The organism is Paenibacillus xylanilyticus, from assembly GCF_009664365.1.
Taxonomy (GTDB): domain Bacteria; phylum Bacillota; class Bacilli; order Paenibacillales; family Paenibacillaceae; genus Paenibacillus; species Paenibacillus xylanilyticus_A.
In genome coordinates, this window is record NZ_CP044310.1 from 183,775 (window position 1) to 204,601 (window position 20,827).

Annotated in this window: 15 protein-coding genes, 1 tRNA gene, 1 other RNA gene and 1 pseudogene; 13 read left to right on the plus strand and 5 right to left on the minus strand. The window is 44.9% G+C overall.

Going from position 1 to position 20,827, the window contains the following annotated elements; all coding sequences use genetic code 11:
- Positions 1 to 310: 310 nt before the first annotated feature.
- Entirely contained in the window at positions 311 to 1,405 is a 1,095-nt protein-coding gene (locus tag F4V51_RS00890; protein ID WP_162009869.1) for a PdaC/SigV domain-containing protein, read from the plus strand.
- A gap of 124 nt (positions 1,406 to 1,529) precedes the next feature.
- Here F4V51_RS00890 and clpP read toward each other — a convergent pair whose 3' ends face one another.
- Both clpP and F4V51_RS00900 read right to left on the minus strand, forming a co-directional pair.
- Positions 1,530 to 2,126: an ATP-dependent Clp endopeptidase proteolytic subunit ClpP gene (gene clpP, locus F4V51_RS00895; protein WP_095293022.1), complete on the minus strand. Its 597-nt coding sequence runs from the start codon at positions 2,124 to 2,126 to the stop codon at positions 1,530 to 1,532.
- A 176-nt stretch (positions 2,127 to 2,302) separates the two neighbouring features.
- A tRNA-Arg gene (locus F4V51_RS00900) sits at positions 2,303 to 2,377 on the minus strand.
- A 441-nt stretch (positions 2,378 to 2,818) separates the two neighbouring features.
- Here F4V51_RS00900 and F4V51_RS00905 point away from each other — a divergent pair.
- The 11 genes from F4V51_RS00905 to F4V51_RS00955 all read left to right on the plus strand — a co-directional run bounded on the left by F4V51_RS00905 (position 2,819) and on the right by F4V51_RS00955 (position 16,049).
- Complete coding sequence (locus F4V51_RS00905) at positions 2,819 to 3,844, plus strand: sugar-binding transcriptional regulator (protein WP_095362035.1); 1,026 nt, start codon at positions 2,819 to 2,821, stop codon at positions 3,842 to 3,844.
- Positions 3,845 to 3,950: 106 nt separating this feature from the next.
- Positions 3,951 to 4,958: a type I glyceraldehyde-3-phosphate dehydrogenase gene (gene gap / locus F4V51_RS00910; RefSeq protein ID WP_095293026.1), complete on the plus strand. Its 1,008-nt coding sequence runs from the start codon at positions 3,951 to 3,953 to the stop codon at positions 4,956 to 4,958.
- Positions 4,959 to 5,107: 149 nt separating this feature from the next.
- The gene (locus F4V51_RS00915) at positions 5,108 to 6,289 is read left to right on the plus strand and encodes a phosphoglycerate kinase (protein WP_153976498.1); all 1,182 of its coding nucleotides are present in this window, start codon (positions 5,108 to 5,110) and stop codon (positions 6,287 to 6,289) included.
- 33 nt (positions 6,290 to 6,322) lie between these two features.
- On the plus strand, positions 6,323 to 7,075 hold the full coding sequence (gene tpiA / locus F4V51_RS00920) for a triose-phosphate isomerase (protein WP_095293028.1): 753 nt from the start codon (positions 6,323 to 6,325) through the stop codon (positions 7,073 to 7,075).
- Positions 7,075 to 8,619 (plus strand): 2,3-bisphosphoglycerate-independent phosphoglycerate mutase, encoded by a 1,545-nt coding sequence (gene gpmI / locus F4V51_RS00925; protein ID WP_095293030.1) that lies wholly within the window; start codon positions 7,075 to 7,077, stop codon positions 8,617 to 8,619. Before tpiA ends, gpmI begins: the two co-directional genes overlap by 1 nt.
- Before the next feature lie 241 nt (positions 8,620 to 8,860).
- The gene (eno, locus tag F4V51_RS00930; protein WP_095293032.1) at positions 8,861 to 10,147 is read left to right on the plus strand and encodes a phosphopyruvate hydratase; all 1,287 of its coding nucleotides are present in this window, start codon (positions 8,861 to 8,863) and stop codon (positions 10,145 to 10,147) included.
- A 170-nt stretch (positions 10,148 to 10,317) separates the two neighbouring features.
- On the plus strand, positions 10,318 to 10,551 hold the full coding sequence (secG, locus tag F4V51_RS00935) for a preprotein translocase subunit SecG (RefSeq protein ID WP_095293034.1): 234 nt from the start codon (positions 10,318 to 10,320) through the stop codon (positions 10,549 to 10,551).
- A 507-nt stretch (positions 10,552 to 11,058) separates the two neighbouring features.
- Positions 11,059 to 13,800, plus strand: a complete 2,742-nt coding sequence (rnr, locus tag F4V51_RS00940; RefSeq protein WP_153976499.1) for a ribonuclease R — start codon at positions 11,059 to 11,061, stop codon at positions 13,798 to 13,800.
- Positions 13,801 to 13,977: 177 nt separating this feature from the next.
- Positions 13,978 to 14,460 carry an SsrA-binding protein SmpB gene (smpB, locus tag F4V51_RS00945; protein WP_095293038.1) on the plus strand — a complete coding sequence of 161 codons (483 nt, stop codon included), beginning with the start codon at positions 13,978 to 13,980 and terminating at the stop codon, positions 14,458 to 14,460.
- A gap of 575 nt (positions 14,461 to 15,035) precedes the next feature.
- Positions 15,036 to 15,399, plus strand: a transfer-messenger RNA (tmRNA) gene (ssrA, locus tag F4V51_RS00950).
- A 302-nt stretch (positions 15,400 to 15,701) separates the two neighbouring features.
- Entirely contained in the window at positions 15,702 to 16,049 is a 348-nt protein-coding gene (locus tag F4V51_RS00955; protein WP_153976500.1) for a hypothetical protein, read from the plus strand.
- 437 nt (positions 16,050 to 16,486) lie between these two features.
- On the opposite strand, the gene F4V51_RS00960 is transcribed toward F4V51_RS00955, so the two are convergent.
- Both F4V51_RS00960 and F4V51_RS00965 read right to left on the minus strand, forming a co-directional pair.
- Positions 16,487 to 16,963: a hypothetical protein gene (locus F4V51_RS00960; RefSeq protein ID WP_153976501.1), complete on the minus strand. Its 477-nt coding sequence runs from the start codon at positions 16,961 to 16,963 to the stop codon at positions 16,487 to 16,489.
- A 127-nt stretch (positions 16,964 to 17,090) separates the two neighbouring features.
- The gene (locus tag F4V51_RS00965; protein WP_153976502.1) at positions 17,091 to 18,500 is read right to left on the minus strand and encodes a hypothetical protein; all 1,410 of its coding nucleotides are present in this window, start codon (positions 18,498 to 18,500) and stop codon (positions 17,091 to 17,093) included.
- 489 nt (positions 18,501 to 18,989) lie between these two features.
- Between F4V51_RS00965 and F4V51_RS00970 the strand changes: the two are divergent.
- Positions 18,990 to 20,154: pseudogene (locus F4V51_RS00970) on the plus strand (IS3 family transposase).
- Positions 20,155 to 20,267: 113 nt separating this feature from the next.
- Here F4V51_RS00970 and F4V51_RS00975 read toward each other — a convergent pair.
- Entirely contained in the window at positions 20,268 to 20,696 is a 429-nt protein-coding gene (locus F4V51_RS00975) for a stress protein (protein WP_153976503.1), read from the minus strand.
- Positions 20,697 to 20,827: the final 131 nt, after the last annotated feature.

Sequence of the window (20,827 nt, forward strand, 5' to 3'; positions counted from 1 at the left end):
GTAGATGAAGATATGAAGAGACTGTGTCCAATTGGGCAGGGTCTCTTTTGTTATATAGAGGAGCTTTAAAGAAGTTAGGCATTAACATCCTTGCTTTAACGAGAATAATGAGGAATGATTTGATGTCTTTTTTGTATATTTGTTCGTAACAAAACCTTTACCAAATGGATTTGGATTGAACAACATTGTAACGGGTGCTGTAAACCTTTCCTGAATTGGGTTAATTATAATAAAGAGGTGAGCGTATGAGATATACGATCAGGATACATACGCAATGAACCATAGGCAAATATCGAGAGGAGTTTTATATATGACATCATGGAAAAAGTGGACAAGTGCATTACTCGCGGCAGGAATTATTGTAGGTAGTGGGGCGGTATGGCAGGATAACTCCGTGCAGGCAGCTTCGGTTACGTCAAAAGTTACGGCATCCACAGATGTTACATTGAAGTCTGCAGGCAAAACGTTGACACAAAAGGGACTTCTACAAGGTGGATCCACGTGGGTATCACTCACTGCTGTTAAAGATGTGGCTGGTGGTACATTAACCTATAACGCAAAAACAAAAGAGTACGCACTGACTGCAGCGAATAACACGATGAAAATCAGCCTGGCGGACGGTGAACCGTCGCTAAAAGTAAATAATTATTATCCTAACGTTGAAGCGAAGCTGATCAAGGGACGTCTGTACATTCCTTTTTCGGCGATGAGAGATTATCTGGGAGTTCAAGGCAGCTGGGATGGTAAAACCAAAACACTGTCGCTGAGCAAAGTGAAGCAAAATAGCGTAAAAGTGAAATCAGCAACCGTGAAAGTGAATATCAAAAATGCTGAGGTAGATATTCAATATCCGCAGGTGAGTGGACTTGCTAGCGATGAGGCCGAAGCGGCAATCAACAAAGTGTTGAAAAACGAAGTGGATACATTCGTAGCTGCTTTCAAGAAGCAGACGGCAGAATACGGAACGGCAGCAGCCAACCGTCCATATGCATTCGAGAGCACCTATGTGGTGACGTACAACGAGAACGGCGTGCTGGGATTGGTTACTCAGCGTTATGAGGATTATGCCGGAGCCCACGGGATGACTACACGGACAGGTCACACCTTTGCGCTGGATACAGGTAAAGAGCTAAGTCTTGATGATGTGCTGCAAAACAACAAAACAATGCGCGATACGCTTGGCAAAAAGGTTGGTGAACAGCTTAAGGCTCGCGGTGGTTACCTGGACGGCTATAAAGGTCTGAACAAGGACCAGGACTTCTATGTAACGCCTACAGGGGTAGTTGTGTTCTTCCAACTGTATGAATACACTGCTTATGCAGAAGGTTTCCCGGAATTCCCGTTTACGTACAAAGAGTTACTCCCTAAAGGTACACAGCCATTCAGTGGAATTGCAGCAGAGTAATTATTCGTAAGCATTCTAAAAAAAAGCGCCCCTCGTCATGTTCATGACAAGGGGCGCTTCTTCGTAGTATGAACAGGTCAACCCAATTGGCCTGTTCATATCTTCAATATCCAGTTACCTCGGCTTATACGCCTTGGGAGCCAACGTTTGCGATGACTTTATCAATGATACCGTAATCGGCAGCTTCAGCAGCACTCATGAAGTAGTCACGGTCTGTATCTTTCTCGATACGCTCCAGTGGTTGACCTGTGCGCTCAGCGATGATGCGGTTCAAGGTATCACGCATTTTCAGAATGCGGCGGGCACGGATTTCGATATCCGAAGCCTGACCTTGTGCGCCGCCCAGCGGCTGGTGAATCATGATCTCACTGTTAGGCAGTGCAAAACGTTTGCCTTTTGCACCTGCATTGAGCAAGAAAGCGCCCATGGAAGCAGCCATACCTACACAGATGGTAGATACATCAGGTTTGATAAATTGCATTGTATCGTAAATGGCCATACCGGCTGTGATGGATCCGCCTGGGCTGTTGATGTATAGATGAATGTCTTTCTCCGGATCTTCCGCAGCGAGGAACAACATCTGTGCCATGATGGCATTCGCAACAACGTCATTTACATCGCTGCCTAGAAAGATAATACGATCCTTCAGCAATCTGGAATAGATGTCATAGGCGCGCTCACCGCGGTTGCTCTGTTCAACGACCATAGGAATATAACTCACGTGAAAAACCTCCTCGGAAATGTACATGGAATAGTGTATCTATTTAAACTGTTACCGTATTACCCACATCATAAACAATTTCAAACAAAAAGTCAAAGAAAGTCAAACTAACTTTGAAAAAAAAGAAACCTTTACGGTTCCATTGGTTAAAAGGGTTATGAGCTGCTAATCAAGAATGGCGCGCCCGCCAAGAATCGAACTTGGATCTCAGGCTTCGGAGGCCTACGTCATATCCATTGGACCACGGGCGCACGTTGATGTGACAGCAATAATGATTATAGCTCATGGCATTCTGAATTGCAAGAGATATGATCAAGCTTATGGTTTGGATTGACCTGAAATTGATCATGATGATGAAGAATGGATAAAGAAAGCATTTAAGTAAATGCTAAGAGAAGTTTTGGACAGGTTGCATGAAGCACAATCCTGGAGTCAGTAGAAGCGATATATAGATGAGAAATTTGGTTTTCTTCTATATATGGTATGAATGTGGCTGCGCGTTCCTGTGGAAGTTGGAGATTGTGAAAATAAGCGCGTACAATGGGCCAAAACGTTGTGAAATAAGGCTTTTGAAACACTTGCATGTCACGTCAGTTTTAGGTAGAATAGACGTGGGACTTAAAAAGTTAACCCGGGACATTTTAGGGCCATGAAAGAGAGCTTGGAACGAGAAGCTTGCGGGAGTGGAAAGCATGCGAACGATTTTAGAAGTGCAAAAGCAGCTTCTGCCTGATCTCATGGATGTTTTGAAGAAGAGGTATACGATTCTGCACCAGATCATGTTATCGGATGTGATCGGGAGAAGGACGTTAGCCAATTCCATGCAGATGACCGAGCGGGTTCTGAGGGCTGAGACCGATTTGTTAAAGGCTCAGGGACTTATTGAAATTGACAGTGCAGGGATGAAGATCAGTGAGGCAGGGCATGATCTGCTGCAGCAGTTAGAGCCGGTTGCCAAGGAGCTGTTCGGATTATCCGAGCTGGAAGAACGCATCAAGCAAGCCTACGGTCTGCAAAAGGTAGTTGTCGTTCCCGGCGATTCGGACATTTCTCCATTTGCCAAACGGGAACTGGGTAAGGCTGGAGCGAAGGCTCTTAGTCAAGTAATGAATGATAACGACGTTGTTGCCGTTACAGGCGGGTCAACAACGGCAGGAGTAGCAGAGCAGCTGACTCCGCCAACATCGCTAAAAGGTGTATGGTTCGTACCTGCACGCGGCGGTTTGGGAGAAAGCCTTGAAATTCAGGCCAATACGATTGCATCGACAATGGCAAAACGGGTAGGAGCACAATATAAACTCCTGCATGTACCGGATTTGCTGAGTGATCATGCCTATGAATCGTTAATTCAGGACCCAAGCGTTCAGGAGATTCTGCAGCTGATCAGACAGTCACGCATCGTAATTCACGGAATCGGTGATGCCGTGGAGATGGCACGAAGACGCAAACTTGCAACGGAGATCATTGAAGAGCTTCAGGAGCAAGGGGCCGTATCTGAATCCTTCGGTTATTATTTTAACGATCAGGGTGAAGTGGTACACACCATGCTAACTCTGGGCATGCGACTTCAGGATATTGAACGGACCGATGTGGTAATTGGAATTGCGGGCGGCAAAAGTAAAGCAGCTGCCATTCATTCCGTACTGCGATTCGGGCAGGAAGATATTCTGATTATTGATGAGGCAGCTGCCGAAGTCATCGTTGCCGAAATGGAATAAAGGTTTTCTTTTACCACAACTCTTGTTGTCTTGACGGACTTCACCGTCTGTCTTGAATATATAGCTTCATAAAAAAATTAAATCAAAACTTGGGAGGAACTTACTCATGATTAAAGTAGGTATTAACGGTTTTGGACGTATTGGTCGCTTGGCATTCCGCCGTATTCAAAATGTAGAGGGCATTGAAGTAGTAGCAATCAACGACTTGACTGACGCTAAAATGCTGGCTCATTTGCTTAAATATGATACAACTCAAGGTCGCTTCGATGGCGATGTTGAAGTACACGACGGCTTCTTCAAAGTGAACGGCAAAGAAGTTAAAGTACTGGCTAACCGTAACCCAGAAGAACTTCCTTGGGGCGACCTGGGCGTAGACATCGTTCTGGAATGTACTGGATTCTTCACAACTAAAGAAGCAGCTGAGAAGCACCTTAAAGGCGGCGCTAAAAAAGTTGTTATCTCCGCACCAGCTACTGGCGATATGAAAACCATCGTTTACAACGTAAACCATGAAATCCTCGACGGTACTGAAACTGTAATCTCCGGCGCATCTTGCACAACAAACTGCCTGGCTCCTATGGCAAAAACACTGCAAGACAAATTCGGAATCGTTCAAGGTTTGATGACTACAATTCACGCTTACACTGGCGACCAAAACACATTGGATGCTCCACACCCTAAAGGTGACTTCCGTCGTGCTCGCGCAGCAGCTGAAAACATCATCCCTAACACAACTGGTGCTGCTAAAGCAATCGGTTTGGTTATCCCTGAACTGCAAGGTAAACTCGACGGTGCAGCTCAACGTGTACCAGTAGCTACTGGTTCCCTGACTGAGCTCGTAACTGTTCTTGGACAAAAAGTAACTGCTGATGAAGTTAACGCAGCAATGAAAGAAGCTTCCGATCCACAAACTTTCGGATACACTGAAGACGAAATCGTATCTTCCGATATCCAAGGTATCACTTTCGGTTCCCTGTTTGATGCAACTCAAACTAAAGTTCTGACTGTGGGCGACCAACAACTGGTTAAAACTGTAGCTTGGTATGACAACGAAATGTCCTACACAGCTCAATTGGTTCGCACTTTGGAGCACTTTGCAAAAATGATTAAGTAATATCTGCAATAACATAGAGCGGAAACAGATGCTATTGTTTCCGCTCTTTATCTATCAACATTTTGCAAATTTCTCAAAAACACCAGGATTGACAGGGGATTTGGGCTCCTGATCGGTCCACCAAATACATGGGTGCGGAGGAAATACAGATGAACAAAAAAAGTGTACGCGATATCGAATTGACAGGAAAACGGGCTTTTGTCCGTGTAGATTTCAATGTGCCGCTCGAAGATGGTAAAATTACAGATGACAAACGTATTCGTGCAACACTGCCAACGATCAACTACTTGATCGAAAAAGGTGCAAAAGTCATTCTGGCGAGCCACATGGGTCGTCCAAATGGTGAAGTTGTGGAATCCTTGCGTTTGACTCCAGCGGCTGAGCGTCTGTCCGAACTGCTTGGTAAAAAAGTGGTTAAAGCTGACGATTCCATCGGTGAAACTGTGAAAGCACAAGTTGCTGAACTGAACGACGGTGACGTCTTGCTGCTTGAAAACGTTCGTTTCCATGCAGGCGAAGAGAAAAACGATCCAGAACTGGCAAAACAATTTGCTGAACTGGCTGACGTTTTCGTTAACGATGCTTTCGGAGCGGCTCACAGAGCACATGCTTCAACAGAAGGTATCGCTCACTTGCTGCCAGCAGTATCCGGTCTGTTGATGGAGAAAGAACTTGAAGTGCTCGGCAAAGCCATTTCCAACCCTGAGCGTCCGTTCACTGCAATCATTGGCGGATCCAAAGTTAAGGACAAAATCGATGTAATCGACAACCTGCTTAACATTGCAGACAACGTAATCATCGGTGGAGGATTGTCCTATACGTTCATGAAGGCTCAAGGCCACGAAGTAGGCCAATCCCTGTTGGATGAGTCCAAACTGGATGTAGCTCTGGGCTTCATCGAAAAAGCAAAAAAACTGGGTAAAAACTTCTATCTGCCAGTAGATATCGTCATTTCTGATGATTTCAGCGCTAACGCAAACACAAAAGTTGTTGAAGTTGGCGACATTCCTGCAGATTGGGAAGGTATCGACATCGGTCCTAAAACACGTGAGATCTATGCTGACGTTGTTAAAAACTCCAAACTTGTTGTATGGAACGGACCAATGGGCGTATTCGAAATCGAGCCTTTCTCCCACGGTACTCGTGCAGTGGCGGAAGCTTGTGCAACAACGGATGCTTACACAGTAATCGGTGGTGGCGACTCCGCAGCAGCAGCTGAGAAGTTCAAACTGGCTGATAAAATGGACCACATCTCTACAGGTGGCGGTGCATCACTGGAATTCATGGAAGGCAAAGTGCTTCCAGGCGTAGTTGCATTGAACGACAAGTAAGTTTTAAGCTATAGCATGAAGGAGTTGAAAACCATGAGAACACCGATTATCGCAGGTAACTGGAAAATGTTCAAAACGGTTTCCGAATCCAATGACTTCATTCAGGAAGTTAAAGGAAAAGCGGAAGTTGAAGGCGTAGAGACTGTAATCTGTGCACCGTTTACGAATCTGCCTACATTGGTAGAAGCTGTGAAAGGCACAAACATCAAAATTGGTGCTCAAAATCTTCACTTTGAAGACAACGGTGCATTCACTGGTGAAATCAGCGGCGTAATGCTGAAAGACCTGGGCGTGGATTATGTAATCATTGGTCACTCGGAGCGCCGTCAATATTTTGCGGAAACCGATGAGACTGTCAATAAAAAGCTGCATGCTGCATTCCGTCACGGATTGACTCCAATCTTCTGTCTCGGTGAGACACTTGAAGAGCGTGAAGCGAACCAAACAAAAGACGTATGCAAAGTGCAAACGGAAGCTGCTTTTGCAGGTTTGTCTGCAGACCAAGCGGCACAAGTGGTTATCGCTTATGAACCAATCTGGGCGATTGGTACAGGTAAATCCTCCACATCCCAAGATGCGAACGAAGTTATTGCATACATCCGCAGCCTGGTGAAGGATCTGTACGATGAGAAGGTTGCAAGTGCAGTTCGTATTCAATACGGCGGCAGTGTTAAACCAGAGAACGTAACAGAATACCTCGGACAAAGCGACATCGACGGCGCGCTTGTTGGCGGTGCCAGCTTGCAGCCGGCTTCGTTCATCGCGCTTGTTGAGGGGGCGAAGTAATGACAGCTCCAAAACCTGTAGCACTGATCATCATGGATGGCTTTGGTCTTCGTAACACGGTTGAAGGCAACGCAGTAGCGCAAGCCAAAAAGCCGAACTACGATCGCTTCATGAGCCAATTCCCACACACAACTCTCACTGCTTGCGGTGAAGCTGTAGGTTTGCCAGAAGGGCAAATGGGGAACTCCGAGGTAGGTCACCTGAACATTGGTGCCGGCCGGATCGTATACCAGGATTTGACCCGTATCTCCAAATCGATTCGCGATGGAGAGTTCTTCGACAACGAAACACTTGTCAAAGCTGTGCGCGAAGCGAAACAAAACGGTAAAAAGCTTCACCTATACGGATTGTTGTCTGATGGCGGCGTACATAGTCACATCGACCACCTGTTTGCCATGCTGGATCTGGCCAAAAAAGAAGAAATGAATGACGTTTATATTCATGCCTTCCTGGATGGCCGTGACGTTATGCCGGATAGCGGTAAAGACTTCATGAAGAAGCTGATCGCCAAAATTGAGGAAGTCGGTGTAGGTCAAATCGCAACGGTTCAAGGTCGCTACTATGCGATGGACCGTGACAAACGTTGGGAACGTGTTGAGAAATCATATCGTGCCATCGTTTATGGTGATGGACCAAAATACAACGATCCACTCAGAGCGGTTGAAGAATCGTATGAGAAGTCCGTATTTGACGAATTCGTTGAACCAACGGTTATCGTTAAAGCGGATGGTGAGCCGGTAGGTTTGGTAGAAAGCGGCGATTCCGTAATCTTCCTGAACTTCCGTCCTGACCGTGCGATTCAGCTGTCGCAAGTATTCACGAACAAGGATTTCCGTGGTTTCGACCGTGGTCCAAAATTCCCAGAAGGCTTGCACTTTGTCTGCCTGACGTTGTTCAGTGAAACGGTTGAAGGTTATGTGGCTTACTCGCCTAAAAACCTCGACAATACACTGGGTGAAGTTTTGGTTCAGAACAACAAGAAACAGCTGCGTATTGCTGAAACCGAGAAATACCCGCACGTTACCTTCTTCTTCAGCGGTGGACGTGATGTTGAGCTTCCGGGCGAAACTCGCGTGCTGATCAACTCGCCAAAAGTTGCAACGTATGATCTGCAACCGGAGATGAGCGCTTACGAAGTAGCTGATGCATGCGTTCGCGAGATTGAAGCGGACAAACATGATGCGATCATTCTGAACTTCGCCAACCCGGATATGGTTGGACACTCCGGCATGCTGGAGCCTACCATTAAGGCGGTTGAAGTGACTGACGAGTGCATGGGACGTGTTGTTGATGCAGTGCTTGCCAAAGGCGGCGTTGTGCTCATCACTGCTGACCATGGTAACGCGGATATGGTATTCGATGAGCAAGGACGTCCGTTCACTGCTCATACAACGAACCCGGTTCCATTTATCGTTACAGACCCTAACGTAACCTTGCGTGAAGGTGGAATCCTGGCCGATATCGCGCCAACGATTCTGGACCTGATGCAATTGCCTAAACCGGAAGAAATGACAGGTACTTCTGTCATCGCTACCCGCAAATAAGTTACACAGCCACATATACAAAGTGGGAAGTTTGCAGTTTGCCCCTGAACGAAGGAAGCAGAAATGGTCTGAAGAAAAGAAGTGTTCGCCTTTATCACATGATTTCAACTTATTAAAATAAGTTCAAAGAAATCAGGGGATAACAGCGATCGGAAGGCGATTCTGCTGACGTAGTGGCCTAAAGGCAAACACAAGTGTCCCATATTTAAAATAAATTCAAATTAAAAGGAGATTATCACTCATGACTATTATTTCTGACGTGTACGCTCGCGAAGTCCTCGACTCCCGCGGTAACCCTACAGTTGAAGTTGAAGTATACCTGGAGTCCGGCGCAATCGGACGCGCAATCGTTCCATCTGGTGCATCCACTGGTGCCCACGAAGCTGTTGAGCTTCGCGATGGTGACAAATCCCGCTACCTGGGTAAAGGCGTTCTGCAAGCTGTTAAGAACGTAAACGAAACAATCGCTCCAGAAGTAATCGGTATGGACGCTTTGGATCAACTGGGTATCGACAAAATGATGATCGCTTTGGATGGTACGCCAAACAAAGGTAAACTGGGTGCTAACGCAATCCTGGCTGTATCCATGGCTGTAGCTCGCGCAGCTGCTGACGCTCTGGACCTGCCACTGTATGTTTACCTGGGCGGATTCAACGCTAAAGCATTGCCAGTACCAATGATGAACATCATCAACGGTGGTGAGCATGCTGACAACAACATCGACGTTCAAGAGTTCATGGTTCTTCCTGTTGGAGCACCAACATTCAAAGAAGCTCTTCGCGTAGGCGCAGAAATCTTCCACAACCTGAAATCTGTACTGAGCTCCAAAGGCCTGAACACAGCTGTAGGTGACGAAGGTGGTTTCGCACCGAACCTTGGTTCGAACGAAGAAGCAATCACTACAATCATCGAAGCGATTGAAAAAGCAGGATACAAACCAGGTGTTGACGTATTCCTGGGTATGGACGTGGCTTCCACTGAGTTCTACAAAGATGGTAAATACACACTTGCTGGCGAAGGTAAATCTTACACTTCCGCTGAGTATGTTGACCTTCTGGCTTCATGGGTTGAGAAATACCCAATCATCACAATCGAAGACGGTATGTCCGAAGATGACTGGGATGGTTGGAAATTGCTCACTGAAAAATTGGGAGACAAAGTACAACTCGTTGGTGACGACTTGTTCGTAACGAACACTGAGCGTCTGGAAAAAGGTATCAACGAAGGTATTGGTAACTCCATCCTGATCAAAGTTAACCAAATCGGTACACTCACTGAAACATTCGATGCAATCGAAATGGCTAAACGTGCAGGATACACAGCTGTAATCTCCCACCGTTCCGGTGAGTCCGAAGACAGCACAATCGCTGACATCGCGGTTGCAACAAATGCAGGACAAATCAAAACAGGTGCACCTTCCCGTACAGACCGTATCGCGAAGTACAACCAATTGCTCCGCATCGAGGATCAACTGGGCGAACTGGCTCAATACAATGGTCTTAAAGGATTCTACAACCTTAAAAAATAAGCTGTGTTCACAGCTTCTAGGGCAAGCCGGGTAACCGGCTTGTCTTTTTCATTTCTTCATAACAAGACAGTATCATGGATAAGGTTGTAGATTGGGAATAGCTGTGGTACAATTAAAGTAACTGTTTTTATGGTGAGATGTTATGCCCACATGGGTAGGAGGTGGAAAGAATGGATATTGCTTTGAAATTGCTGCTCGTTGTTTTCTCGATCGGTCTAATCACTGTAGTATTGCTGCAGCACGGGAAAAGCGCTGGTTTGGCGGGTGCCATCTCCGGTGGTGCGGAACATCTTTTCGGTAAAACGAAAGCGCGCGGATTGGATCTTTTCCTGCAACGTGCAACCGTTGTACTGGGTGCAGGATTTATGATCTTGGCTATCATTGTTACAGTCATTTCCAAGTAAGGAATGCTGTATTGATTGGTAGATCAAGCATATATGAATGAACGACCTAAGATGATGAACCTTCGTTTCGAGAAGAAACGGAGGTTTTTTAATATATTGGCGCATGTCCAAAGTTTACCAACTGCTTTTTTTCAACCTATGTAATCTTCGGTTCCCCACTTCCATTTCGTTTTCCTTCCCGTACTTAGCCCAGTTGCCTACTTAGTGGTTCGTTACGAACGACTTTGCTCTATACATTTCATATTTATTTCGTCTTTGAACGTAGTTCTTTAAGGAATTTGTTATCTTACAATCCAATGAAAACGTGTACTCATGACGTGAAGTGGTGCGTTCGGCTAAGGTTTGGATTATTTTGCGGGGTACGGATGCGGTGGATTGAATTCGTGTATACTAGGGTATGAGATAGTGAGGGCATGTGTTACGTGGCATGAAAATTGCAAAAATTCCGATACATAAAGACAGGATACAAACCAGATTACACTTTTACGTTTCCCGAGGTGAATATTAATGATAACAGAACAACAATTGCTCGACTTCATGCGGGAAACCGCTTATAAACCGATGACCTATCAGGAGCTGGAACAGCACTTCGAGATTGAAGATGCAGCTGATTTCAAAGCCTTTTTGATCATGCTGAATACACTGGAGGAATCCGGCAAGATTCTGCTTACCCGTAACAACAGGTACGGCATGCCTGAACGCATGAACCTGGTTCGCGGAAGACTGCAGGCACATGCGAAGGGATTTGCTTTTCTGATCCCTGAAGATAAAGAGCATCCGGATGTCTACATCCATGCCAATGATATGAAGAGCGCGATGAACGGGGACACGGTCCTTGTTAAAGTGACGTCTCAGGGTCCATCCAATGGACGTTTGGAAGGCGAGATCGTTCGCATTGTTACCCGTGCAATTACCCAAGTGGTTGGTGTGTTTCAAAGCCATGAGGTATACGGCTTCGTCATTCCGGACGATAAGAGAATTAACCGTGATATTTTCATTCCGCGCACGAATTCTGCCGGGGCTGTAGATGGACAAAAAGTCGTTGCCAAAATCGTGAGCTACCCGGAAGGTCGCGCTGCTGCAGAAGGCGAAATTATTGAGATTCTTGGACATAAGGATGATCCAGGCATTGATATATTGTCCGTCATTCGCAAGCATCAGCTGCCGGAAGCTTTCCCGGATGAAGTGGTGGAAGAAGCAGAACAAGCTCCGGAATCCATTACGGATGAAGAGATCGTGCAGCAGGGCCGCCGTGACTTGCGTGGATTAAACATCGTAACCATCGATGGCGAAGACGCCAAGGATCTGGACGATGCCGTCAATGTGGAGAAGCTGCCGAACGGAAACTACCGTCTGGGTGTCCATATTGCGGATGTCGGCTATTATGTACGCGAGAACTCCAAACTGGATCAGGAAGCATATAATCGCGGATGCAGCGTGTACTTGGTAGACCGTGTTATTCCGATGCTGCCGCACCGGCTCTCGAACGGGATCTGCAGCTTGAATCCGCAGGTGGATCGCCTTACACTGTCCTGTGAAATGGAATTCAACGACCAGATGAAGGTTGTGAAACACGACATCTTCACGAGTGTGATCAAAACCAAAGAGCGTATGACGTATGCCAACGTTCGCAAAATTCTTGAAGGCGAAGAGCCGGAATTGCTGGAGCGTTACAAGGATCTGGTGGATGACTTCCATCTGATGAAAGAAATTGCCCTCAAGCTTCGCGCCATGCGTATGCGCCGGGGTGCGGTTGACTTTGATTTTGAAGAATCCAAAATCATTGTGAACGAAGAAGGCAAACCGGTCGATATCGTTAAACGTGAGCGTTCCATTGCAGAACAAATCATTGAAGAATTCATGCTGGCGGCCAATGAGACCGTGGCAGAGCACTTCCACTGGTTGAAGGTTCCGTTTATCTATCGTGTGCATGAAGATCCTGATCAGGAGAAATTGCAAAACTTCCTCGCTTTTGCAGCGAACTTCGGACACCATGTAAAAGGACGCGGTAACGCGATCCATCCTCGTGCACTTCAGTCCCTGCTTGAGGATATCAATGGAACGAAGGAACAGACGGTGATCAGTACGATGATGCTGCGTTCCATGAAGCAGGCGAAGTATGATGCAGAGATGTCAGGACACTTTGGCCTCGCGGCTGAGTTCTACAGTCACTTCACGTCACCGATTCGTCGTTATCCCGATCTGGTCATTCACCGTGTCATTCGGGAAGTGATTGAGAACAAGGGTGCGCTGCCTGAGAATCGTCAGGAATACCTGGCGTCACGCATGTCCGACATTGCACAGCAATCGTCTGAGCGTGAACGTGTTGCAGTTGAAGCCGAGCGGGATACAGAGAAAATGAAGAAAGCCGAGTACATGCTCGATAAGGTCGGCGAAGAATTCGAAGGCATGATCAGCAGTGTAACCAGCTTCGGCATGTTCATTGAACTCGAGAATACGGTAGAAGGCCTGATTCGATTGAGTGCACTGACGGACGACTATTACCATTTTGACGATCAGCATATGGCTCTCATTGGTGAGCGGACCTCGAAAGTGTTCCGTATCGGAGATGAAGTGAAGATTCGTGTTGCTCGCGTGAGCATGGAAGAGTACACGATTGACTTTGAAATGGTGGATATGAAGCCACGCAGCGAACGGCCAGGCGGTTTTGGTGGCGGTAACCGAGGCGGCAGAGGTGGACGTCCTGCTGGCGGTGGTGGCCGGAGTGGCGCCAAAGGCGGTTCTGGTGGATTCAGTGGCTCACGTGGAGGCAAAGGTGGCGGCAGCCGCGGTGGAAGAGCACCGGAAGAGAGCAGCAAGGGTGGACGTGGCAGCTTCAGTGGAAAAGGTGGCGGTAAACCGAAAGGTGAACGTCGCACGGGAGATGCCAGTGCACCAGCTGCTGCTCGCGGCAAAGGCACAGGAGCAGTTAGCTTTGGATTTGGATCGGGTAAAGGTGGATACAGCTCTGCGCCGTCCAGTCAGGACAGCAGCACTGGCGGTCAAGGGACTGATCTGAACAGCGGTAAGGGCCGTGGCGAAGGCAGTTTCAAATCCGGCAAGGGCGGCGGCAAAGGCGGTAAAGGTGGCGGCGGACGCAAAAAGACGTCACCTAGCGGGATCTTTATCGGCGAAGCAGCTACACCTGGAGGTACGCAGGAAGGCGGAGCTCCGCGCCGTAAACGGAAAAAGAACAAAGGGGCTTCCGCTAATGGAACAGCTGCTTTTGTACGGAAGAAGAAAAAGTAAATCGTTTCGCACAGCATGAAATGTGTGTAATGAGAAGGGGCGGCATATGCTGCCTCTTTCTTGATTTTAACAGCGGTCCTTGCTACAATTAAGGTCTGGCATAGGGTACCTGGGCATCATCGGGTGCGCGGCTATAGAGCATGGTACCGGCTTATTTTACGGAGAAGGAGTGAGGACATGGGCAAGAATGATGGACAGAGTAAAGTGCTCGCACAGAATAAAAAGGCTTCCCATGACTACTTCATTGAAGATACGTATGAAGCGGGCATGGTGCTTACCGGAACGGAGATTAAATCTCTTCGTAACGGCCGTGCGAATATTGGAGATGCGTTTGCCACGATTCGCAACGGTGAAATTCACATTCATAATATGCATATTAGTCCTTTTGAACAAGGGAACCGACATAATCCGCTTGATCCGACGCGTACACGCAAGCTGCTGCTGCACAAGTCACAGATTAACAAGCTGCTTGGATTGTCGAAGCAGGAAGGGTACAGTATTGTGCCGCTGAAGATTTATGTGCGTAATGGATATGCGAAACTGCTGCTTGGCCTGGGTAAAGGTAAGAAGCAGTATGATAAACGTGAGTCTGCTGCGAAGCGGGATGCACAACGTGATATTCAACGGGCACTGCGTGAGAAGCAGAAGATCGCTCGCTGATCGAATTGCTTCAGCTTCGCAGGATGCGTCATAAGTTAATTTTAGATGCGAAGTAAATGAGGATCTCAAGTTTGGCCCAGAACTGGGCGGAGCTTGGGATTTTTTATTTTACGTGGTGCTGCGGTTAGAACGTTTGGGAGAGCCTTGAGGAAGTAAACCTGCAAGCACAGGATGCACAAGATAGAGTTAGGTGTGTGATTGCTGAGTGAAAGGATTCAGCTGATGCTAAATGTAGCTGCGCTCTGCGTAGCCTGTACAAATTGTGGGTAAAATAAAGGAGGTACAGTTGTTCGCAATGTCATGCTGGTAAACTTTACTTCGTCCGTGGGACGCGGTATAATATGTAGACGATTGAGCCTCAGATGGTGCATTGGTTAATCTTGCACAGATGCTCAGCCTGCTGGTATGACTTCCAGTAATCTGTACTATATCTGCATTCGGTCCTGTGATATGATTATTCATGTAGCAGACAGGAATGCCGAGTTTGAAAGAGCATCTTTTTACCTTGGAGGAAAAAGATGTGCAGCACCTTTGCTCCGTATTCACGGATTAATCCTGGAGCCCTTCTTATATGAGGGGGCGTTTATGGATTCGACGGGGATAGTTCGAGCATGGGTAGCGGGTAGTGGGGACGCGTCCGCTTCATCAACGCTAAAGCCTATTAAACGGCAAACAACAAAACAACTACGCTTTCGCAGCTTAATAACCTGTGAGCGTGCTCTCGCTCTGTATCGCCCATGTACCGGGATGAGGGCTCAACTTTAGTGGGATACGCTGTCACATCTCCGCCTGGGGTGTGCTGAAGAAGACAATCAGGCTGACCCAACGTATAGCCGGTTACGGGGCGATACTCGGGTGACATCAAAACTGTGACTACACCCGTAGAAGCTTATGTGTCGTTATCTTCGGACAGGGGTTCGACTCCCCTCGCCTCCATTTTCTAAGTACGTGAAGGCCACCAACCAGATCATCTGGTTGGTGGTTTTTTAGTTGTGATATAAAGTTAAAGGCGTATAGGAAATACAGGAATTTAGACAAGTGGAGCATCTGAAGGATGTTCCACTACTTTCATTACTCCTTGTTTGGACTAGCCCAAACAGAAATGAGATTCTTATCTGTTGTTTATACTAGAACAAATTCAACGAGAACTTTTAGACCAAACCTTACATTTGGTAATGATTTAGGCTCGGTAATGATACTAGCACTTACTCAATAAACGTGAAATACAGGAGAGTTATAAAGTGAAACTCAATAAGACAATTATTATCTCATCAATATTGTCGGCTGTAGTATTAAGCATATCAGGAATTTCGTTAGCTCAGACCTCTGACATATCTTTAAAAGGTGTACAGGAGGTTAGGCAAATAGAAGCGCCTTATGACATAAAGGCATATGATGCGACTACAGAATCTGAAATAATAACTCTTCATGACAAGGATAGATTAAAGTTGCTAGGAATGAAGCTAAGCACTCCCCTATTTGCTGCCAAAATAAGCGAAGAAGAAGCGATAATAATTGCTTCAGCTAAAAGTCTAAAGTTTGGGTTTTTGCTAAACAACCTGTATACATTGTCACATTTTTTGATATAAAAGGTACGGGGCACGCAATGAAAGGGAAGGAAACTCCGACGTATAGCCAGTTTAATGTAGTCATTGACGCTAATTCTGGTAAATCACTATTGTCATTCACTTATAGGTAATGAAAACCCCACTATATTCCTGGTGGGATTTTCTACGTTGAAGTTTAATCAAAAGCATATCTTATCTTTAGAATCTAATGAATTTATCTTTTGGGCTAGCCTCAACTGAAACTGAAGCCAAAAGCTATTGACTGAGCTTAAATACAACCAGCAGCGGAATCTTGTCCAGAAACAAAATGTCTTTTGGGGAATTCCTAGAGCACCGGCTGGCTTCCCCTCCAGCGATCGAATCCACCACTCCTTTAGCTCGTATAAAACATTTGTCTGGTCTTTATTCATAGCTTTGAGGTTACTCTGCTATATAAATTGAACGGTAAGCGTCAAAATCTACATATGCCTTAGTATTGAATCTAAACTTGGCCGTGATACAAAATACAAATAAGTTGAATCGGTTGTTTGTATATAAGCCGCACCGTTCCATTTTTCATCTATAGGAAAAAGGATAGATTTGAATTTTATGCTTTCGGATTTGCCATCTCCGTTATTGATCTGTATCGAGATCGGTTTATTATAGAAATATTCTACTGCAGATTTTCTCATCTCATTGACTTCTTCTTCTGATAATGGAGCATTTCCTCCTGACATCATATCTCCTTTTTCAAATACAATTAAACGAAGGATCTGATCGAAGAATTGCGGATCCTCTACTTTTGTAACCTGGCTTTGTTCTTCATTATAGTAAAGATTAATTTTGTCTGGAGTCCACTTCTCCTGTTCACTATTTGGCATTAAATACCATCCAAGAATGAAACCTACAGCAATTGCAATGAGCAGCATAATGGATATTTTTATATTCATTTTCATACATTAATTCACCTCTCTCCCACTTAGATTAACGAACCGGTCACGATAAATGTTTCAAGCCAAAAGCCGGGAATAATATCCCCGGCCCTTTTAGTATATTCGACAATGAAAACATAAGAACAGAATATTATGGTTTTGCTGTGTAAGAAAGAGAGAAATCTTTGGAGATTGGGGTGGTTGTGTATGTCTCGGCGTTCCATACATCAAATTTCAATTGTAGATTGCCGGTTGTACTTTTTGAGGATCCATTTCCCTCATAATTAAGCACGACATGATAAGTAAAGTAATGACCGTTATCAGTTTGCCCGCTATGATCGGTACACTCCTCTAACTTATATTTACTAGTGAGCTTTTCGCCTGCCGCGGAAACAGGACTACCTGATAAGTTCACACCTGTACTACCAAGTCTCACATCTCCTACCACAGACGTTGCGGTGTTAATATATCCAATGACATCATTAATTGTGCTTCCATAAGGAACTTTGCTTATTGTTTTCTTGATAAGGTTAGCAGAGATATTATCGCCGGTTTTTTTCAAGCCGCTTGTAGTATCATAAACTCTTCCTTGTTGGAACGTCCTGATCATGGTTGAATAATCGCCTGATCCAAACGCAATTTTTACATTCTTATATTCAAAAACGTTATTGCCGTAATAGGTGTAGTTGCCGACTTTTGTATGCTCAGCAATTTTAAATTGAGCAATCCATGTCGAGTCTGATGAGCTTACATTTACGTGTTTGTAGCTAAGATAAGGCAACGAGTAGCATTGTGTATAATCGGATCCTACGTAAAATGAAGTGTAATAAGTAGTAGGGTTAGTCCAGGTAGAAAACTCGTTTAACGCCGTTGGGGAGATACTGGTATTGGTATTACCTGAAACCTCAGCAATCGACGTTTCGCTTGTAGGTATCTCCTTAACAGATAAAGGCTCTGCCAATCCACTAAACCAGAACATTTCCTTTTTGTTATCTTCAACTTCAGCAAAAGACTTCGCTTCCAATGTGTTCAATGTTTCAGGTACATCCATCTCGAAAATAAGGATATTATTATTGCTGTCGAGCAAATACAGCTTCAAATGCGGCTTTCCATTCAGGTCGTGATTAATCAAAAGATTATCATTTTGGGTATCATTGAAGATTTCGAACAGCAATACTTTAAAATTGCCCGTTGCATCCGTTAAATCTCCTACGATACTGTTCATGTCATTTTGAATTTTATAACTCGCATGCAACGGTCCGGACAACGAAATAGCGGTTTCACCAACATTCGCATTAAATGATACACTTTCATCCTTTAACGTGAAATCCCCGAGCTTCAAATCAAGTTTATGTAAAGATTTTTGGCTCATAAGCGATTTTCTATTTTCTTTTCTACCCACCAACGTTTCATTAAAACCTTCAACCGTCAGTGAAATCCCTTGGTCCTCAATAACTGTGTTTAAAATTTTGGGCGTGTTATCAGCAGCAAACACGCTCGCTTGAAACAGTGATCCAGCGAGAACGGCGACAGCTAGCAATGAAATTTTGAATCTTTTCATATTTTTTTACCCACCTCATCCGTAGAATTAGATATTGTGTGAATATTGCTACAATATTCACAAAGTGCTTAAACAAAAGAAATACATTCATGATCTTACGACAAGATTCTAAAGATTTAGTTTGGTTAAACAGGAAACTGAAGTGCGATAACATCAACTCCTTTCATTTTATATTAAATTTATCAATGAATGGTAATTTTGTAAATAGTAACAAATACTCATTCATACATGATGTGTTGTGTCGAATTTTGAGGTTAATTTGCGTGTATTAAAGTGTTTTTTCTTTCTCAAAAAGCTTGCTTTATTAAACCAAAATTCATTAAAGAGGTTGATCAATTTGAAATTGCTTTCTCACATACGATACCATTTCAAAAAACTTACAAAAAGTGATGATCGTTGGCTTTGTTGGTATTATCCCCTTTTAGTAGACATGAGAAAAAAGACATCTGTTAAGATGAACTTAATCATGTAAACGAAGGGGATTTTTTCATGGCTAAAAAAGGGCAAACATTCCGGCGGCACTCTTTGGATTTGAAATTGGAGGCAGTCCGGCTGGTCAACGAAGAACATATGAGTATACGTGAAGTAGCGACACGTTTAGATATTCAAAATAAATCTCAGGTACAAGTGTGGGCAGCCAAAGCGAAACAAGGAATGAGTCTAGAACCTGCTACACCCAAACGGGGACGCCTTAGAACCAAGTTTTCCAGTATGGAAGAAGAGATAGCGTACTTGCGGGCGGAGATTGAATACTTAAAAAAGCAGTATCCAAATCTACACAAGGAGTGACGAGTAAAGCGGCCAGATTTCAAATCATTGAGGACCTACGGGCACACCACGGTCTGGTTCGGCTCTTGAAGTTAGCTGCGGTTTCCCGCTCGGGTTATTACAAGTGGAGAAAAAGCATAGCAGCGGCAAAAGAGCGTAGACACAAAGAACATGAACTAGAATCCCATTTGCTTGCCATCCATCGCGTGCATCCTTACTTTGGCTATCTTCGAATGAGCGTTGCTTTACGACGGGAAGGTCTTCGGGTCAACCAAAAAAGGGTGTACCGATTAATGAAACAATTAGGCATCTGTTCTGTCATTCGAAAAAAGCGTCGATTCTTTGGAAAACAAGTCTCTGTGGTGAACCCGAACCGGCTGGAGCGTCAGTTTCGGGCGGATACACCACGAACGAAGCTGGTTTTACCGACATTACCTATATTCGTGCTGGAGAACAATTTGTGTATCTCTCTGTTATTCAGGATTTATACAATAACGAAATTGTAGCGTGGCATCTTTCTGAACGAAATGACCTTGCATTGGTTCATGAAACGCTGGATAGACTCCGTCAGCACGTGGATCTGAGTGGCGTAATCCTACACTCGGATCAAGGATTTCAATATACTTCGAAGCCCTATAACCGTAAACTAAACCAGCTCGGCATGCTAGGCAGTCATTCCAGGCGTGGAAATTGCTTAGATAATACTTGTATTGAATCTTTTTTCTCTCATTTGAAGACGGAGAAAATTTATTTGAATAAGGCAGCAAACAAAGCAGAGGTTGAGCAGCAAGTGAATGAATACATACTGTTTTACAACCAAAACCGATTTCAGAAAAAACTAAACGACCGTTCCCCGGTTGAATACCGGGAAACGGCCGCAGCTTAAATCTTGTCTTTTTTTGTACTGTCTACTTGACAGGGTTATGACCAGGTTGGTGGCTTTTCGGTTTATATGAAGCGTAAGCTGATGATCTGATTATTGATGAGCTATCTACTTCCTCATAAATCCTTGATAACCTCTACATATCGATCAAACTCCGTTTGACTCATTGTATCACTCATCTGCAAAAGGATATTATCTTGGGCATAGGCATGCGAATTAGGCATTAGCGTTGATTTTCCGGGTTCCTCATAATAATCCTTCAGTTTCTCAAGATCCGTTTTATTCTCAAACAAGAATAGATACCCACCCTCACCTTCACCCAAAGCTGGCACCAAAATGCGCTGCACATCTTTAAAACCTAAGTCAGCCAATACGTGATCCTCGCTAATAGACTCCATTGGAGTTTCAATCTCAAGTCCGGCCTCTCGGAACTTGGTGACAATATCATCAAGAGTAATCGCAGACTCACTCTCACTCGAAGAACAAGCTGCTGTTATACATAGAATGAGGCCCAATAAGAAAACCAGACCAACATATTTCCTCAAGTCAATCACCCTCCTGTAAAAATATGAAGTAAGTATAGTCTACCATAATTGGATTTTATTATTTGGAAATTGCACTGCATATGTCCATATCTACTCTGGATTCTTAACTCCAACAAACTAGCATACCTTTT

What these genes read in the sequence shown, in the direction of transcription:
- eno (WP_095293032.1), top strand. Translation starts at nt 8,861, where the DNA reads ATGACTATTATTTCTGACGTGTACGCTCGCGAAGTCCTCGACTCCCGC.
- gap (WP_095293026.1), top strand. Translation starts at nt 3,951, where the DNA reads ATGATTAAAGTAGGTATTAACGGTTTTGGACGTATTGGTCGCTTGGCA.
- tpiA (WP_095293028.1), top strand. Translation starts at nt 6,323, where the DNA reads ATGAGAACACCGATTATCGCAGGTAACTGGAAAATGTTCAAAACGGTT.
- F4V51_RS00960 (WP_153976501.1), bottom strand. Translation starts at nt 16,963, where the DNA reads ATGAAAATGAATATAAAAATATCCATTATGCTGCTCATTGCAATTGCT.
- F4V51_RS00890 (WP_162009869.1), top strand. Translation starts at nt 311, where the DNA reads ATGACATCATGGAAAAAGTGGACAAGTGCATTACTCGCGGCAGGAATT.
- F4V51_RS00915 (WP_153976498.1), top strand. Translation starts at nt 5,108, where the DNA reads ATGAACAAAAAAAGTGTACGCGATATCGAATTGACAGGAAAACGGGCT.
- gpmI (WP_095293030.1), top strand. Translation starts at nt 7,075, where the DNA reads ATGACAGCTCCAAAACCTGTAGCACTGATCATCATGGATGGCTTTGGT.
- F4V51_RS00905 (WP_095362035.1), top strand. Translation starts at nt 2,819, where the DNA reads ATGCGAACGATTTTAGAAGTGCAAAAGCAGCTTCTGCCTGATCTCATG.
- F4V51_RS00965 (WP_153976502.1), bottom strand. Translation starts at nt 18,500, where the DNA reads ATGAAAAGATTCAAAATTTCATTGCTAGCTGTCGCCGTTCTCGCTGGA.
- secG (WP_095293034.1), top strand. Translation starts at nt 10,318, where the DNA reads ATGGATATTGCTTTGAAATTGCTGCTCGTTGTTTTCTCGATCGGTCTA.
- smpB (WP_095293038.1), top strand. Translation starts at nt 13,978, where the DNA reads ATGGGCAAGAATGATGGACAGAGTAAAGTGCTCGCACAGAATAAAAAG.
- rnr (WP_153976499.1), top strand. Translation starts at nt 11,059, where the DNA reads ATGATAACAGAACAACAATTGCTCGACTTCATGCGGGAAACCGCTTAT.